This window comes from Methylovorus menthalis (genome assembly GCF_020523625.1).
Taxonomy (GTDB): domain Bacteria; phylum Pseudomonadota; class Gammaproteobacteria; order Burkholderiales; family Methylophilaceae; genus Methylovorus; species Methylovorus menthalis.
In genome coordinates, this window is sequence record NZ_JAJAQH010000001.1 from 492,021 (window position 1) to 506,893 (window position 14,873).

15 protein-coding genes are annotated in these 14,873 nt (G+C 54.0%); 5 read left to right on the plus strand and 10 right to left on the minus strand.

From position 1 onward, the window contains the following. Positions 1-46 precede the first annotated feature (46 nt). Positions 47-1,915, minus strand: a complete 1,869-nt coding sequence (locus LG204_RS02225; RefSeq protein WP_230335751.1) for a methanol/ethanol family PQQ-dependent dehydrogenase — start codon at positions 1,913-1,915, stop codon at positions 47-49. A 305-nt stretch (positions 1,916-2,220) separates the two neighbouring features. On the opposite strand from LG204_RS02225, the gene LG204_RS02230 reads away from it, so the two are divergent. The 3 genes from LG204_RS02230 to LG204_RS02240 all read left to right on the plus strand — a co-directional run bounded on the left by LG204_RS02230 (position 2,221) and on the right by LG204_RS02240 (position 5,815). Further along, positions 2,221-4,137, plus strand: a complete 1,917-nt coding sequence (locus LG204_RS02230) for a sigma-54-dependent Fis family transcriptional regulator (RefSeq protein WP_230335752.1) — start codon at positions 2,221-2,223, stop codon at positions 4,135-4,137. Positions 4,138-4,283: 146 nt separating this feature from the next. Beyond that, entirely contained in the window at positions 4,284-4,796 is a 513-nt protein-coding gene (locus LG204_RS02235) for a hypothetical protein (RefSeq protein WP_230335753.1), read from the plus strand. Between the two features lie 110 nt (positions 4,797-4,906). After that, positions 4,907-5,815, plus strand: a complete 909-nt coding sequence (locus tag LG204_RS02240) for a hydrogen peroxide-inducible genes activator (RefSeq protein ID WP_230335754.1) — start codon at positions 4,907-4,909, stop codon at positions 5,813-5,815. Between the two features lie 69 nt (positions 5,816-5,884). On the opposite strand, the gene pqqA is transcribed toward LG204_RS02240, so the two are convergent. From pqqA to cutA, 9 genes are all read right to left on the minus strand, one after another. Continuing rightward, the gene (gene pqqA, locus LG204_RS14080) at positions 5,885-5,956 is read right to left on the minus strand and encodes a pyrroloquinoline quinone precursor peptide PqqA (RefSeq protein ID WP_013440845.1); all 72 of its coding nucleotides are present in this window, start codon (positions 5,954-5,956) and stop codon (positions 5,885-5,887) included. Positions 5,957-6,066: 110 nt separating this feature from the next. Next, complete coding sequence (locus tag LG204_RS02250) at positions 6,067-7,014, minus strand: zinc-ribbon and DUF3426 domain-containing protein (RefSeq protein WP_230335756.1); 948 nt, start codon at positions 7,012-7,014, stop codon at positions 6,067-6,069. Further along, positions 7,011-7,898, minus strand: coding sequence for a 50S ribosomal protein L11 methyltransferase (gene prmA / locus LG204_RS02255; RefSeq protein WP_230335757.1), 888 nt, complete (start codon positions 7,896-7,898; stop codon positions 7,011-7,013). The genes LG204_RS02250 and prmA overlap by 4 nt, the downstream gene beginning before the upstream one ends. Before the next feature lies 1 nt (position 7,899). Beyond that, the gene (gene accC / locus LG204_RS02260) at positions 7,900-9,249 is read right to left on the minus strand and encodes an acetyl-CoA carboxylase biotin carboxylase subunit (protein WP_230335758.1); all 1,350 of its coding nucleotides are present in this window, start codon (positions 9,247-9,249) and stop codon (positions 7,900-7,902) included. A gap of 10 nt (positions 9,250-9,259) precedes the next feature. Continuing rightward, positions 9,260-9,712, minus strand: coding sequence for an acetyl-CoA carboxylase biotin carboxyl carrier protein (accB, locus tag LG204_RS02265; protein ID WP_230335759.1), 453 nt, complete (start codon positions 9,710-9,712; stop codon positions 9,260-9,262). Positions 9,713-9,763: 51 nt separating this feature from the next. Continuing rightward, positions 9,764-10,219, minus strand: coding sequence for a type II 3-dehydroquinate dehydratase (aroQ, locus tag LG204_RS02270; protein ID WP_230335760.1), 456 nt, complete (start codon positions 10,217-10,219; stop codon positions 9,764-9,766). Between the two features lie 118 nt (positions 10,220-10,337). Continuing rightward, a complete protein-coding gene (locus LG204_RS02275) occupies positions 10,338-10,892 on the minus strand; it encodes a TlpA family protein disulfide reductase (RefSeq protein ID WP_230335761.1) in 555 nt (184 codons plus the stop codon). A 1-nt stretch (position 10,893) separates the two neighbouring features. After that, positions 10,894-12,735, minus strand: a complete 1,842-nt coding sequence (dsbD, locus tag LG204_RS02280) for a protein-disulfide reductase DsbD (protein ID WP_230335762.1) — start codon at positions 12,733-12,735, stop codon at positions 10,894-10,896. 4 nt (positions 12,736-12,739) lie between these two features. Continuing rightward, the gene (gene cutA / locus LG204_RS02285; protein ID WP_230335763.1) at positions 12,740-13,093 is read right to left on the minus strand and encodes a divalent-cation tolerance protein CutA; all 354 of its coding nucleotides are present in this window, start codon (positions 13,091-13,093) and stop codon (positions 12,740-12,742) included. 111 nt (positions 13,094-13,204) lie between these two features. Between cutA and LG204_RS02290 the strand changes: the two genes are divergently transcribed. Together LG204_RS02290 and LG204_RS02295 are read left to right on the plus strand one after the other, a co-directional pair. Beyond that, positions 13,205-13,624 (plus strand): FxsA family protein, encoded by a 420-nt coding sequence (locus LG204_RS02290; protein ID WP_230335764.1) that lies wholly within the window; start codon positions 13,205-13,207, stop codon positions 13,622-13,624. A 189-nt stretch (positions 13,625-13,813) separates the two neighbouring features. Further along, on the plus strand, positions 13,814-14,848 hold the full coding sequence (locus LG204_RS02295) for a CDP-6-deoxy-delta-3,4-glucoseen reductase (protein ID WP_230335765.1): 1,035 nt from the start codon (positions 13,814-13,816) through the stop codon (positions 14,846-14,848). The last annotated feature ends 25 nt before the right edge of the window (positions 14,849-14,873 follow it).

Below are 14,873 nucleotides of genomic sequence, written 5' to 3' on the forward strand. Positions count from 1 at the left end.
CTCACGGGGAGACCCGGTTAGATGGGCCTCCCACCGTTTTTATGGTTTAAAGACTGAATACATTCATGCCGCCGCCGCCAGGAGCTGCGTTCCACTTGGTCAGCTCCTTGTAGCCGCCAGCTGCACCCAGGCCATCGGTTTCATTGCTCAAGCCGAGGTTCATGGCTACGCCAGCCCAGCCGCCGATACCGGACAATACGCCAACATACTGCTTGCCCTTGTGGCTATAGGTAATGGCGTTACCCACAATGCCGGAGCCAACCTGGAATTTCCACAGCTCCTTGCCGGTTTGCGCATCCACTGCCTTGAACCAGCGGTCCAGCGTGCCATAGAACACGATGTCGCTAGACGTTACCAGCGCGCCACCCCAGGCCGAGAATTTCTCCTTGTTGTACCAGACGGATTTTCCCTTCAGGCCATCCCAGGCCATAAAGCCACCCATCACGCCATCCGGACCGGCAAACATGGTCAGGGTCGCACCTACCCAGGGTTGCCCGGCGATGTACTTGGACTCAACGGGCTCGTAAGTCATGCAAACATGGTTAAGCGGCACATAGAACTTGCCGGTCTTGGGTGAGTATGCCGAAGGCTGTTCATCCTTCACGCCCAGCGCAGATGGGCAAATGCCTTGCGCGTTATAGTCTTGGTGCGTGGAGAACTTTGGATCCTTGATCGGTACGCCAGTTTTCAGGTCTACCTTACTTGCCCAGTTGACGAATGGATGCATCTTTTCAGCAACAAGCAGGGTGCCATTGGTGCGGTCGAAGGTGTAGCCAAAGCCGTTACGGTCAAAATGGGTTGCCAGCTTTTTACCCTTGGCTTCCCACAGCACGATTTCGTTCATGCTGTCGTAGTCCCACTCATCATGTGGGGTCAGTTGATAGCCCCAACGTGCCATACCGGTATCCACATCGCGTGCGAAAATCGTCATGGACCACTTGTTATCACCTGGTCGTACATCTGGGTTCCAGGTTCCTGGGTTGCCGGTACCGTAGTACATCAGGTTCAGTGCTGGATCAAACGAGTACCAGCCCCAGGTAGGGCCGCCGCCATGTTCGTAGCCATTTTGCATGGCTTGTGGCTTGAGCCATGTACGGGTACCCAGTTCCTTTTCCGGGAATTTCAGCTGATCCTTGGTCAAGGCCTTGAATGAGCCGCCTTCCTTGTTGCCGCCGTTTACGTCTTCATACAGCGAGAGCGAACTGTAGTGCGGGTTTTCCTTGTTGAAGCCATCACCGATCAGCATTTCGCTGTCAGGGCCGGTGCTGTATGCGCGCCATGCCAAGGAGCCATCCTTGATGTTGTAAGCCGAGATATAACAGCGTACGCCATACTCACCACCGGAGCAGCCGGTAATGACCTTATCCTTGATGATATGTGGTGCATTGGTATTGGAAGCGCCTTTCTTGGTATCAACGACTTGTACGTCCCAAATCTTGGTGCCAGTCTTCGCATCCAGCGCAACCAGCTTGCCGTCGTTTTGCTGCAGGAATATCTTGCCATCGCCATAACCCAGGCCGCGGTTAACGCTGTCACAGCACAACAGGGCTTGAATTGATGGGTCCTGCTTGGGGAAGTAAGACCAGATGATCTTCTGGTTATCGTTCAGGTCCAACGCATAAACGTTATTCGGGAATGCAGTATGTACGTACATAACATCATTGATGACCAGCGGAGCGCCTTCGTGGCCGCGATTCACGCCAGTAGCAAACGACCAGGCCATTTTCAGATTGCGCACATTGCCTTTGTTGATCTGGCTCAAACGGCTGTAGCCAGTATTGGCGTAGTCTTTACGAGGATGTGCCCACTGGTTGTCGTCCTTCATCAGGTTTTCGAGTTCAGTAGCGGCCAGGCTGCTCAAGCTGCTGAGACCCAATACGCCAGCTAATGCGAGTTTCAAGGTTGTTGTCTTCACGCTAAATCTCCATAGTTAATTTGTTTTAACAGCATGTGAGTGACTAGCCACCAGCTTCCGGCGGAGGCCCTTCGGCCGGTGGCAGTAAAGCCTTAATTGCAATCGCTGTGCCAGAAAAGAAAACAGGAAGGGAGAATTACCCGAAAGCCTTATGGCGTAAGGCTTGCAGGTGGTATGAAAAAAACATGAGGGACTTGGGAGCGACGCTACTGGCAGGCGTGTGGTTGTCACGAAAATGAACAGGTGTTACATTCAGTAACAGGTGATTTTCCTGCATTTCCCCAGCCAAAGACTGACAGCTAGCCATGCAATATTCCATTCCCGATGAAGCACACCAAATCAGAAATGCACGCTCGCAATTTCTGGTCAGCGGACAGGTGCAGCAAGGTGCTGTGGCGGAAGAAATAGCCCGCTCCTGGCAGCGCTGCCTGGCCAACGGCATGGACAGCGCTGCGTCGGTGGACAATCAAATACTGACCCAGTATGAGTTGCGCCAGCGTCAGGAGCAGTACCATCTGCTGCTATCGCATGCCCGCCCCGAGATGACCACGCTTAATGAGCAGATTGCTCACACGCGCAGCATGGTGATCCTGACGGATGATCAGGGCGTGATTTTGCATAGCCTGGGGGACAATGCTTTTCTCTCAGAGGCGCAGCAGCTCGCGCTCAATCCCGGTAGCTCATGGCATGAAGCCTACCGTGGCACCAATGCCATTGGTACAGCCTTGATTGAGCAATCCGCGCTCACCGTGCGGGGTGCTGAGCACTTCATGGAGCGCAACCAGATCCTCAGCTGCTCGGCTGTACCTATATTCGGGGCGCAAAATAATCTGCTGGGAACACTGGATGTTTCCAATGATTTACTGATGCCGCAACAGCACACCTTGGCGCTGGTGAAAATGGCGGCGCAAATGATTGAGAACCGTCTTTTCCGCGCCAGTCATCATGCCGATATGGTGCTGCATTTTCATGCCCGGCCAGAATTCATTGGTACCTTATGGGAAGGTATCGCCATGTTCGGAGCCGATGGCCGGCTGGTGGCCCTCAATCGTAGCGGGCAGTTCCAGTTGGGGTTGGCGCCCACTGAGTTGCCCCAAGGTGGTGTCTATTTCCATCAGCTTTTTGAAAGTGACCTGGGCAAGCTCGAAGCCGCGAGCGCCAGCACGCTGGTATTTCCTTTGCGCCTGACCAATGGCGCGCGCTTGTTTGCCCGTGCAGAAGCACGCAGCAATAGTCCGGCACGTCCCGAGACGGCGGTAGAGCCCCAGAAGCGCGATGCCGCGGCTAATCTGGGTATGCTGAATACAGGCGATCCACAGATTGCGCGTGCGATCAGCCAGGTGACTTTGGTATTGAACCAGCAAATCCCTATTCTGATTGAAGGCGAAACTGGTGCCGGCAAGGAGCTGTTTGCCCGGGCGATTCATGAAGCCAGTGCGCGGTATCAGGGCCCGTGGGTGGCTGTTAACTGTGCCGCCTTGCCAGAAGGGCTGATTGAAGCCGAATTGTTTGGCTATGAAGATGGTGCCTTTACCGGTGCGCGCCGCAAAGGCAGCACAGGCAAGCTCGAGCAGGCTAACGGCGGTACTCTGTTCCTGGATGAAATTGGTGATATGCCACTTGGTCTGCAGGCGCGGTTGCTGCGCGTATTGCAAGAGCGTAGCGTTACGCCATTAGGCAGCAGCAAATCCAAGCCTCTGGACTTTATGCTGGTGAGTGCGACTAACCAGAAACTGCGTGAAAAAGTCGAGAAAGGCGAGTTCAGGCGTGATCTTTATTATCGGCTGAATGGCCTCAGTGTGAGTTTGCCCCCTTTGCGTCAGCGTACGGATCTGGCCGCGTTGGTGCAGCTGATCCTGCAAACTGAAAATGCTGAAACTACGCCGATTGATGCAGAAGTGATGCAATTGTTTGAATGCCATCCCTGGCCCGGCAATATTCGCCAGTTGCATAATGTGGTCAAAACCGCACTGGCCTTATCTGCGGGCGGCAAGATTCAATCTATGCACCTGATGCAGGATTTTCTGGATGAGCTTGAGCAGGGGGTGGGCTCTCCAGAGCGCGCTCAGGAATCGCCGCAGGTCTCGCTGGATGCGGTGACCACAGATGCCGTTCGCAATGCCTGGCAGCAGCACGCAGGCAATGTATCGGCCGTGGCACGCCAGCTAGGCATCAGCAGAAATACCCTGTATCGCAAGCTCAAGGCTTTGCAGCTTATCTAGCTTTTCAAAGCCAGCCCTTTCAAAACGCACATTTCCATCGCGACTTTCCGTTCGTCCTACAGCTAAATCGGACCACACCTATAGAGTCAATGTTTGCTCTCACGTATGGTAAAGAGCTGATCATTGGATATAAACAGGAGGTCATCATGGACCATTACCAGCATCGCGTCGCAGGCGTATACGTTTATCCGCAAGAGGCAGAGAACACCCTGCAAAAGCTGAAGGAAGGCGGTCTGCAGCCAGAGCAATTGCATCTGCTGACCTCGGATCGTCACGCTACACACGAGCAGGAAGGTAGTCGGGATGTATTAAAAGATGTTATCAAGGATACGGCCATAGGGACCGTAGTCGGTGGCGGCGTGGGCGCCTTGGGTCAAGCAGCGATAGTGGCTGCCAATGTGAGCCTGTTCGTCGCTAGTCCGCTTTTGGCGCCATTGGCCATGGTGGGGTGGGGAGCGGCGGTGGGAGCGATTGCCGGGGCTGGCGCAGGGATTGCGCAGAAATCAGGCGACTTCAGTAATTTTGTGATTGATGCCATCAATAATGGCTACGTAGTGTTACTGGCATACACCCGTTCAGGGGATGAAACAGAGCTGGCGCGCGAGATAATTGCCGCTTCAGGCAAGGAGCAGCATGAGATGCAAGTGGTTAAATTGTAAGGGGTAGCCTGCATATACCACAACCAGCTAAAATTGCTATAGTCGATATGTATCATTCCAATTGACGCATGTTTTGATATATTTGCTTTATCAGTAAAGTTGGGATGGTCATGACCCTTAGTGAACTTCGTTTCATCGTGGCAGTGGCCCGAGAGCGTAATTTTAGACGCGCCGCCGAGAAAAGTTTTGTCAGCCAGCCGGCGCTCAGTCTGGCCGTAAAAAAGCTGGAGGACGAGCTGGGCGTGATGCTGTTCGAGCGCAGTCGTAGCGATGTCAGCATGACGCCGGTAGGGGAGCGTATTGTTGAGCAGGCCATACGCACCCTCGAAGAGGCTGGGCGCATCAAGGAACTCGCCAAGCAGGGCAACAACCAGCTGATTGGTACTTTCAAACTTGGCGTGATTTATTCCGTTGGCCCCTATCTCCTGCCTGAAATCATTCCGCCCTTACGCAAAAGCGCGCCCGATATGCCATTGGAGGTGGAAGAAAACCTCACCGCCAATCTGGAAACCCAGTTACGTAATGGAAATATTGATGCTGCCATTATTGCGCTGCCATTCGATATTCCTGGTATCAAGCTTCAATTGCTTTATGAAGAAGAATTTGTAGTGGTGGTGCCGGCGGATCACCCTTGGGCTAGCCGTAAGAGCATTAGCCCAGAAGATCTGGCTGAAGAAAAAGTATTGTTGCTGAACACGGGCCACTGTTTCAGTAGTCAGGTACTGCTGGCTTGCCCAGACCTCTCCCGTAAGGGCGAAATGCTGCAAGGTAACTCTCTCGAAACCATACGCAATATGGTGGCTTCCAATCTTGGTATTACCGTGCTGCCCGCCAGCGCGGCGGTTGAGCGCTATCAGAATCCGCTGATCAAAGTGGTGCCTTTTGAAGCTCCAGTGCCCAAGCGGCAAATTGCGCTGGCATGGCGCAAGAGCTATGGCCGCGAAAAAGCGGTGGACGAAATTGCCCATGCCATACGCGGCATCCAGTCCGAGTGCATACACGTTAATAATCCCCATTAAAAAAGGAGGCCATGGCCTCCTTTTTTAATGAGAGTGTGGATGAGATCCACATCTCCTGTCGCTAGTGAATTAACGATTGCAAACGTACATCGTTACTTCAAAGCCGAAACGCATTTCAGTAGCTTCTGGTTTGGTCCACATGGTGTTCTCCTTGGTAGTCAATGGGTACTGCATGAAGAACATCATAATCCTGCCGGGAACACGCTGCATGCGCAGCTTCATGAAAGAACACTCATGAAAATCATGAGTGCTTAATAATTCACAAATAAGCGGTAGCCCGATACTGTCTGATGATCGGCCGTGAGCAGCAATTTGATGGGCATCTCTTTTCCTGCTGCGATGCCTTTTTCTACCACCGTTCCTGCGGGCAGATACTCTTCCGCGGTGAATGTGCGACGCAATATTGCTTGATCATTCGCATCGGTTAATGTCAATTCCAGCTGCGGATAAGCCTGAGTATGCTTGGCCTGATTGATCAAGGTACTGGTCAAGACCAATAGACCTTCATATTCGCTGTCTTCCAGCAGATTGGCATCGTCGATGACGAGCTTGCTCGCGTCTTTCGGTAATTCAACGGTGCATTTCAATGTCACGCACACCTGTTGCAGATAGGGTTTGCTATCTGGCCAAGCCAGTGCCAGCGCATTGCGCTGGAAATACGCCAATTGCAGAATAATTGCGATAAGTAGTAGCAACACAAAAAAACCACTCAGCCAGGGGAAGGCCCTAGGCTGGATAGTCACTGTTTGTAGTTTGGATTTTGGTGCTGCATCACGCCAGACGGGCTGGCTTGGCGTGTGTGGTGGCGTTTGAGGGAGCGCATGCGTTTCTACTGCAGCATGCGGTTCATCAGGTTCGACAGCCTCGGGTTCGACAGCCTCGGGTTCGACAGCCTCGGGTTCGACAGCCTCGGGTTCGACAGCCTCGGGTTCGACAGCCTCGGGTTCGACAGCCTCGGGTTCGACAGCCTCGGGTTCGACAGCCTCGGGTTCGACAGCCTCGGGTTCGACAGCCTCGGGTTCGACAGCCTCGGGTTCGACAGCCTCAGGTTCGACAGCCTCAGCCTCATTCAAATGATCCAGCGCATTAAAGATATGCTGGCATGCGCCGCATCTTACCGTGCCTCGCCGCAGGGATAACTGCTCCGGCTTCACGTGAAACACGGTGGAACACGCTGGGCAGGAGGTGACCAAACTCATCTTTTACGACCGGTGAGTAGCACCCAGCTATCCATGAATTGCGGGGTTTCCATATCAAACCATTCGGCATAGATGGCGGAAACTTGTTCCTGTTGCTCACGCAAAATGCCGGAAAGTGCGATACGGCCTTGAGGCTTGCAGGCAGCTGCCAGCGCAGGGGCCAGTACCATCAAGGCGCTGGAGAGAATGTTGGCAACCACCAGATCGGCGAAACTGTCAGGGAGTTGCTTGGGAAGGTAAAACTCCGCTTCCACGCCATTGTTTTCAGCATTGAATACACTGGACTGTATGGCTTGAGGATCAATATCGACGCCGATAACCTTACCCGCGCCTAATTTGCTGGCCGCAATGGCCAGAATCCCGGAGCCACAGCCGTAATCGAGTACGGTAAGGTCTGCGCTGACCTGGTCAGCCAACCATGCCAGACACAAGTGCGTGGTGGGGTGGCTCCCCGTGCCAAATGCCAGACCGGGATCCAGCACGATGTTTAATGCGTCCGGGTTGGGGGCGGCATGCCACGACGGCACTATCCATAAATCATCTCGAATCCTGATCGGGTCGAATTGCGATTGTGTGGCGCGTACCCAGTCCTGTTCGGCAATGTGTTCCGTGCTATAAGGCAGCGAGCCAAGCCCGGTGGCTGCTGCCAGCTCGCCCATTAATACCGGAATATCCGTAGATTCTGCCAGCAGGGCGCTGACAATATTGTGTTGCCAGATGCCTGGAGGTGGGTCCCCTGGTTCACCAAAAATCGGTTGTTCGTCAGGGGTTTCAGCATTGGCATCCTCGATGCTAACAGACAACGCCCCCAGTTCCATCAGGGTGTCACTGATGAGATCGGCGGTGTTGTCCCTGGCTTCTATTTTCAGCGATACCCAGGCCATGCTACTTACTGCTGATGCCCAGCTTGTGTTCGAGATAATGAATGCTGGTTTCACCTAGGTGGAATGCGGCATCGTTCATCAGATCACTGTGCAGGGGCACATTGGTTTTAATGCCTTCAACGACCATTTCTGACAACGCGATACGCATGCGGGCAATCGCCTGCTGACGCGTATCACCGTAAGCAATCAGTTTGCCGATCATGGAGTCATAATGGGGTGGAACCAGGTAGTTCTGGTAGGCATGGGTGTCAACACGAATGCCAGGACCGCCAGGCATGTGGAAGGTATTGATCCGGCCAGGGGAAGGTACGAAATTGTATGGGTCTTCTGCATTGATACGGCATTCAATGGCGTGACCACGCAGTACGATGTCACTCTGCTTGAAGGAAAGTTTTTCGCCTGCTGCAATCAGGATCTGCTGCTGGACGATATCAATACCGGTGATCATTTCGGTGACTGGATGCTCAACCTGTACCCGGGTGTTCATTTCAATGAAGTAGAACTCGCCGTTTTCATACAGGAATTCAAAGGTCCCCGCACCGCGGTAATTGATGCGACGGCAGGCATCGGCACAACGTTCACCGATTTTTTCGCGCATTTTCTGGGTAATGCCAGGGGCAGGCGCTTCTTCCAGCACCTTTTGGTGACGGCGCTGCATGGAGCAATCGCGTTCGCCCAGATAGACGGCATTGCCATGTTCGTCAGACAGCACCTGGATTTCAATATGGCGTGGCTGCTCAAGGAATTTTTCCATGTAGACGGTGGGGTTGCCAAAGGCTGCACCCGCTTCGGCTTTGGTCATGCTCACTGAGTTAAGCAACGCCGCTTCAGTATGGACCACGCGCATGCCGCGGCCACCGCCGCCACCTGCGGCCTTGATGATCACAGGGTAGCCAATTTCCTTGGCGATCTGCAGGACGGCATCAGGATCGTCCGGCAATGCGCCTTCGGAGCCAGGCACGCAGGGCACACCTGCCGCGCGCATCGCATCCTTGGCGCTGACCTTGTCGCCCATCAGGCGTATGGTTTCAGCGCGCGGGCCGATAAATACAAAACCGCTTTGTTCTACACGTTCTGCGAAATCAGCGTTTTCCGATAAAAAGCCGTAACCGGGGTGGATGGCTTCAGCATCGGTGACTTCTGCCGCACTGATCACGGCTGGAATATTCAGATAACTTTGACTGGAGGGCGCTGGGCCAATGCAGACGGATTCATCTGCGAGTTTAACGTACTTGGCTTCACGGTCGGCTTCGGAATGCACCGCAACCGTCTTGATGCCCAGCTCGCGGCACGCGCGCTGTATGCGCAGCGCAATTTCGCCGCGGTTGGCAATGAGGACTTTTTCAAACATGGAAACCTCGTTAGCCAATAATAAAGAGTGGTTCGCCGTATTCTACCGGCTGACCGTTTTCAACAAGAATCGCCTTGACCACGCCAGTGTGATCTGCCTCGATCTCGTTGAGCAATTTCATGGCTTCAATAATGCAAAGTGTGCTGCCAGCGGTGATGCTGCTACCTATCTCTACAAACGGCTTGGAATCAGGGGAAGGCGAGCGGTAGAACGTACCGACCATCGGGGATTTCACCACATGCCCTTCAATGACAGGTGCAGCGGCTGCTTCAGCGACAGCCGGAGCGGCTGCCTGCGGGGCAGGAGCTGCCTGGATATACTGTGGAGCGAACTGCATGCCGGCATGGGCATTGGGCAGATTGCGACTGATGCGTACTTTTTCTTCACCTTCGGTCAATTCCAGCTCGGAGATGCCGGACTCTTCGACCAGGTCGATCAGTTTCTTCAGTTTGCGTAAATCCATGTTGAACCTCTAAATGATTAAAACGCATGTGACATGCGGTTATGTTGGTAGTTAATGTTGTAAACGGCGGATGGCGTAATCCAGCGCCAGAGAATAACCATGTGCGCCAAGCCCGCTGATAACACCGACTGCGATATCCGAAAAATACGAATGATGGCGGAAGGATTCACGGGCATGTACGTTTGAAAGGTGAACTTCAATGAAAGGTACTTTTACGGCAGACAAGGCATCGCGCAGGGCGACCGAGGTATGGGTGAAGGCAGCCGGATTGATGATCACAAAATCGACAGGGTGTCTGGCGAGATCATGTATCCGGGCAATCAGTTCCGCCTCGGCATTGCTCTGAAACGTTGTCAGGGCCACGCCATGCGTCTCCGCCTGCTCTTGCAGACGCTGGTTGATCGCCTGAAGAGTATCGCTGCCGTAATGGTCAGGCTCGCGCAACCCCAGCATATTGAGGTTGGGGCCATGCAATACGAGAATGGAAGGAGTCGTATCAGCAACCATGGCAGTGAGATTCGGGGGACTGGAGACGCGATTTCATGGCAGCAAGTTTGCCGTAAATTGGGGGATATTGTCCAGTGAATTGACGAAATTTACCGAATTTACATGTTTTTGAAAACTTCTACGGGGTGTTGCTGGCTTGCAGCAAGGGCTTGACGGTTTGTTCCAGAAGATGGCGTGTAATACGGCCGAAGTACGTTTTGACAATATGCCCGTCGCGATCAATCACCACGGTGTAAGGCAACACGCTGCGGTGGTTGCCCAGACTGTAACTTAAGGGGCCTGCTTCGGTATCTGCTGCGAAAAGAGGATAGCCTACCGGGGCCTCACTAGCAAACTGATTTACACTTTCCTGATCTTCAGCAGCAATGCCTAAGACCAGTAGTTCTTCATCCTTGTATAGGGCCTGAAGCTCGCTTAGTTCTGGCATTTCTTCGCGGCAAGGTGGACACCAGGTTGCCCAGAAATTTACCACCAAAATGCGTCCGCGTAACTCGGACATAGGCTGCATGTTGCCTTTCACATCCGGCAGTATTACGGCAAAAAAGCGGGAAGTGCTGGCGGCTGGATGATCTTCACTAAAGCCGCCCTGCTGCCAGCGGCTCACAAGCGAATAGGCGCCAGTGGCAATCAGCAGCAAGGCAAGGATGAATAAGGCGCGGCGGGAAAGCTTCATATCAGCAATAGGCTATGCCGGTCTCGCAACCCAGCGTGTGGCGTGCGCGCAAGAACTGTTCGCTATTCTGATAGCCGATCAGCTTGAGTTTCGGGTCACGTTGATCCTGCCCATGGAAAAACAGAATGGCAGGGGGGCCGAACAGCTGGAAACGTTGCAGCAATGCGGCATCTGCCGGGGTATTCTGGGTAACATCCACTTGCAGTAACACAACATTTTCCAGAGATTGCTGCACCCGTGGGTCGCTAAAGGTGAACTGTTCAAGCTCTTTGCAGGCCACACACCAATCTGCATAAAAATCCAGCATCACGATCTTGCCCTTGGCATCCGCCAGCGATTGCTGCAATTCCTCCAGGCTATGGATGCGCTTGAAAGGCAATGCAGGTGCCGCGGCGGTTTTTTGCAGACTGGCGGTGTTAAAGCCAGAAAGAGGCTGCAGAGGAGATTTTGCCCCACTGAATGCACCTATCAGCATCATCACGCCCAGCAGGAACAGGATAATTCCCAGCCCCTTCCATACCCGTTGCCATCCCGTCGCGGTGTCAGGCAGGCGATCAAGCGCATGCAGAAATATGGCAGGCACAATCAGCAGGGCGGCCCATAAGGCCATTTGTACCGGAAGCGGGATCACCGGGCTGATCAGTAACAGCGCGACATACAGCATGACCACGCCAAACAGCTGCCGTATGCGCTCCATCCAGGGGCCCGCCTTGGGTAACAGGCTGCCAGCAGAAGCACCGATCAGCAGTAGGGGCAGGCCCATGCCCAGGGATAGCGCAAACAAGGCACTGCCCCCCAGCCAGACATCGCGTGTCTGGCTGATGTATAGCAGAGCACCAGCTAATGGTGCAGCCACACATGGGCTCACAATCAGCGCGGACACCACGCCCATAAGAAATACCCCGGCAAAATGCCCGCCGCGGATACGGCTGTTGGTACCAGTCAGGCGATCCGCCAGCGACTGCGGCAGGCGGATTTCATAAAAACCGAACATGGAAAGCGCAAGCAGGACGAACAGCAGTGCCGTGGCTCCCAGCACCCATGGTGTTTGCAAGGCGTTGCTCAGCAATTGCCCGGATAAGCCGGCCGCGATACCTGCCAATGTGTAGCTGAGTGACATGCCAAATACATAAGCGGCGGACAACAGCATGGCGTGGCCTTTGCCCCCATGGCCATGCGACTTGCTACCGACAATAATGCCGGAGAGTATAGGGATCATGGGCAACATGCAGGGCGTGAAGGCGAGCAGCAGGCCTATGCCAAAAAAGCCGCTCAGAATCAGCCATAGTTTGCCGCTGCCCAGCAGGCCTGCAATGCGATCCTGATCCGGTTGGCTGGCGGCAGAGGTTTGTTCGGTGGCATCGCCACCCAGGCTGACATCCAGTGTTTTATGGATGGGCGGGTAGCACAAGCCTTTTTCGCTACAGCCCTGGTAGGTCGCATTCAGCTTGAGAATGGCGGGTACATCGCCGCTAAAAGCGAGCTGCAGTTTGGCTTCGGCTTCGCGATGAAAGACATAAGTAGTACCAAAGTTGGGATCTTTTTTGGATTCGCCGGGTGGCAGGCTAATGTCAGTGACCGTCACGCCTGGTGTTGCACTGGAAAACTTGATGCGATCCCGGTAAACGTAATGGCCGGGAGCAATCTGGAAGACGGCTTGCAAGGTATCTTGCCGTATCGAGCCCACTTCCAGCTTGAACGCTTCATCGGGCGGCAGAATGCCATCGTCATCGCTGGTGAATAATGCCAGCTTGCTGCTGAGCGGCGCGGCGGTTACGGGGGCGCTGGACAGGGCGGGGAGCAGACTGCATAACATCAGCAGCACGTTCAAAAGGTGTTTCATGGGGTCAGGCCGTCGTTTCCTCGTTAAGCCACGCCAGGTAAGCGGGCAATCCAGTGCTGATTGGGACACAGAGGATTTCGGGAAGTTCGTAAGGATGCTGCTGCACAATCGCCTGTTGCAAGGCAGAATATTGTGCGCGGTTGGTCTTGATTAGTAGCGGAATCTCACTGGCGGTTTCGATGTTGCCCTGCCAGCGATAAACCGATGTGCAAGGCGCCATGATATTGACGCAGGCAGCGAGCCGCGCGTTGACCAGAGACTCCGCTAGTCTGGTAGCCGCCATCTGATCCGGCAGATTGGTCAGGACCAGAATCGCCTCGCTGGCATCTACTGCATTTGATAAGGTGTCATGTGACATGATGTCAGCATCCCCGACTTGAAATATCCACGTAAGGCTTCATTTACAAGGGAACAAGGGCGATGACGCGACGTCACACCCTTGCTTCGCTATTTTTAAAGTACCGCATATATGCCTTTACCCTTGTTGCTGCTGATTTTACTCGCATTCCCCGTTGTCGAGATATGGTTATTGATAGAACTGGCCGGGCGTTATGGCGTTTGGGTACTGCTTTACCTGGTGGTGGTCGCCATTCTGGGCTGGCGTCTGATACAGGACGAAAAGCTGATGCTGGGTCGCATGACACAAACCCTGAGCCAAGGGGGCGCCCCGGCCCGTGCCTTGTTCAGCGGTGCCAAAAACATGCTGGCAGGCATACTGCTGATTATTCCTGGCGTGGTGACTGACGCCATTGCCGTGATTCTGCTGCTATTGCCTTCGGCCAAGCCAGAGGTTTTTGATCAAACCGTACAGCCGGAGCCCCGTCAGAGCCGCAGGCCACAAGCGGCAAACGATGATGTCATCGAGGGTGAATATACCCGCGAAGATTAATAAATAGCCTGCAGAGTCTCATAGGCTATGCAATGGCTGTTTGCACGTGCTCATGCTGATTGATGGAGGGCTTGTGTTAAACTCGCGCCTCGCCTAACGGTTTGTTTTTGTGCGCATTAATGCCATGCGGCCTTATGGTTGGTCTGGCTTGGTGGCACTTTCATCATTGTAGAATCGGGAATTGAACGCATGTCTCACCAAGTTACAGTCCAGCCTAGCGGCCATAGCTTTGTCGTTGAAGGTGATGCCACCGTGCTGAGCGCGGCTATTGATGCAGGGCTTGGCCTGCCATACGGATGCCGTAACGGCGCTTGTGGTGCCTGCAAAGGCAAGGTGTTGCAGGGTGAGGTAAGCCATCATGAGCATCAGGCATCCGCCCTGACCGATGCTGATAAAGCCAATGGCCTGGCGTTGCTATGCTGCGCTGTACCGCAAACCGACATGGTGATCGAATGCCGCGAAGCGACCGGCAGCAATGGCATACGGCCACGCATCATGCCGGCAAGAGTCCAAAAAATGGAGAAGCTGTCACACGATGTGATGGCCTTGTTTTTGAAGCTGCCCAGCAACGAGCGCATGCAGTTTCTGGCAGGGCAATACATCGAGTTTCTGCTCAAGGATGGCAAGCGCCGTGCCTTTTCGCTGGCTAATGCACCGCACCATGATGAATTGCTGGAACTGCATCTGCGCCTGATCCCTGGTGGGACCTTCACCGAATATGTCTTCAACGAAATGCAGGAAAAAGCCATTTTGCGCCTGGAAGGGCCTTTTGGCAGTTTTTACCTGCGTGAGGACCATGACAAGCCTATTGTGTTTGTGGCGGGGGGTACGGGCTTTGCGCCGATCAAAGGCATTATCGAGCATATCCTGCATCAGAAAACGCCTCGCAAGATGGTGCTTTACTGGGGCGCGCGTTCTCTGGAAGACCTTTACATGCCGGAATTGCCACAGCGCTGGCTGGAGGAATCCAATCTCTTCAGTTACGTGCCGGTATTATCCGAACCCAAGGACGAAGACGGCTGGCAAGGACGCCGCGGTCTGGTGCACGAAGCCGTGCTGGAAGACTTTGCTGATCTGAGTGCTTATCAGGTGTATTGCTGCGGTGCGCCGCAGATGGTCGATGTCGCGCATCAGGCTTTCCAGCTGAAGGGCCTGCCAGAAGACGAGTTCTTTTCAGATGCGTTTACCTTTTCCAATCCTCCACCCAAGCCTGTGGTGGCATGACCTTATAGCGAGGTCTTCACTCTCA

Bases quoted from the DNA above. Each gene is read 5' to 3' on its own strand.
- LG204_RS02230 (WP_230335752.1), top strand. From the start codon at position 2,221: ATGCAATATTCCATTCCCGATGAAGCACACCAAATCAGAAATGCACGC.
- LG204_RS02235 (WP_230335753.1), top strand. From the start codon at position 4,284: ATGGACCATTACCAGCATCGCGTCGCAGGCGTATACGTTTATCCGCAA.
- LG204_RS02240 (WP_230335754.1), top strand. From the start codon at position 4,907: ATGACCCTTAGTGAACTTCGTTTCATCGTGGCAGTGGCCCGAGAGCGT.
- LG204_RS02250 (WP_230335756.1), bottom strand. From the start codon at position 7,014: ATGAGTTTGGTCACCTCCTGCCCAGCGTGTTCCACCGTGTTTCACGTG.
- prmA (WP_230335757.1), bottom strand. From the start codon at position 7,898: ATGGCCTGGGTATCGCTGAAAATAGAAGCCAGGGACAACACCGCCGAT.
- accC (WP_230335758.1), bottom strand. From the start codon at position 9,249: ATGTTTGAAAAAGTCCTCATTGCCAACCGCGGCGAAATTGCGCTGCGC.
- accB (WP_230335759.1), bottom strand. From the start codon at position 9,712: ATGGATTTACGCAAACTGAAGAAACTGATCGACCTGGTCGAAGAGTCC.
- aroQ (WP_230335760.1), bottom strand. From the start codon at position 10,219: ATGGTTGCTGATACGACTCCTTCCATTCTCGTATTGCATGGCCCCAAC.
- LG204_RS02275 (WP_230335761.1), bottom strand. From the start codon at position 10,892: ATGAAGCTTTCCCGCCGCGCCTTATTCATCCTTGCCTTGCTGCTGATT.
- dsbD (WP_230335762.1), bottom strand. From the start codon at position 12,735: ATGAAACACCTTTTGAACGTGCTGCTGATGTTATGCAGTCTGCTCCCC.
- cutA (WP_230335763.1), bottom strand. From the start codon at position 13,093: ATGTCACATGACACCTTATCAAATGCAGTAGATGCCAGCGAGGCGATT.
- LG204_RS02290 (WP_230335764.1), top strand. From the start codon at position 13,205: ATGCCTTTACCCTTGTTGCTGCTGATTTTACTCGCATTCCCCGTTGTC.
- LG204_RS02295 (WP_230335765.1), top strand. From the start codon at position 13,814: ATGTCTCACCAAGTTACAGTCCAGCCTAGCGGCCATAGCTTTGTCGTT.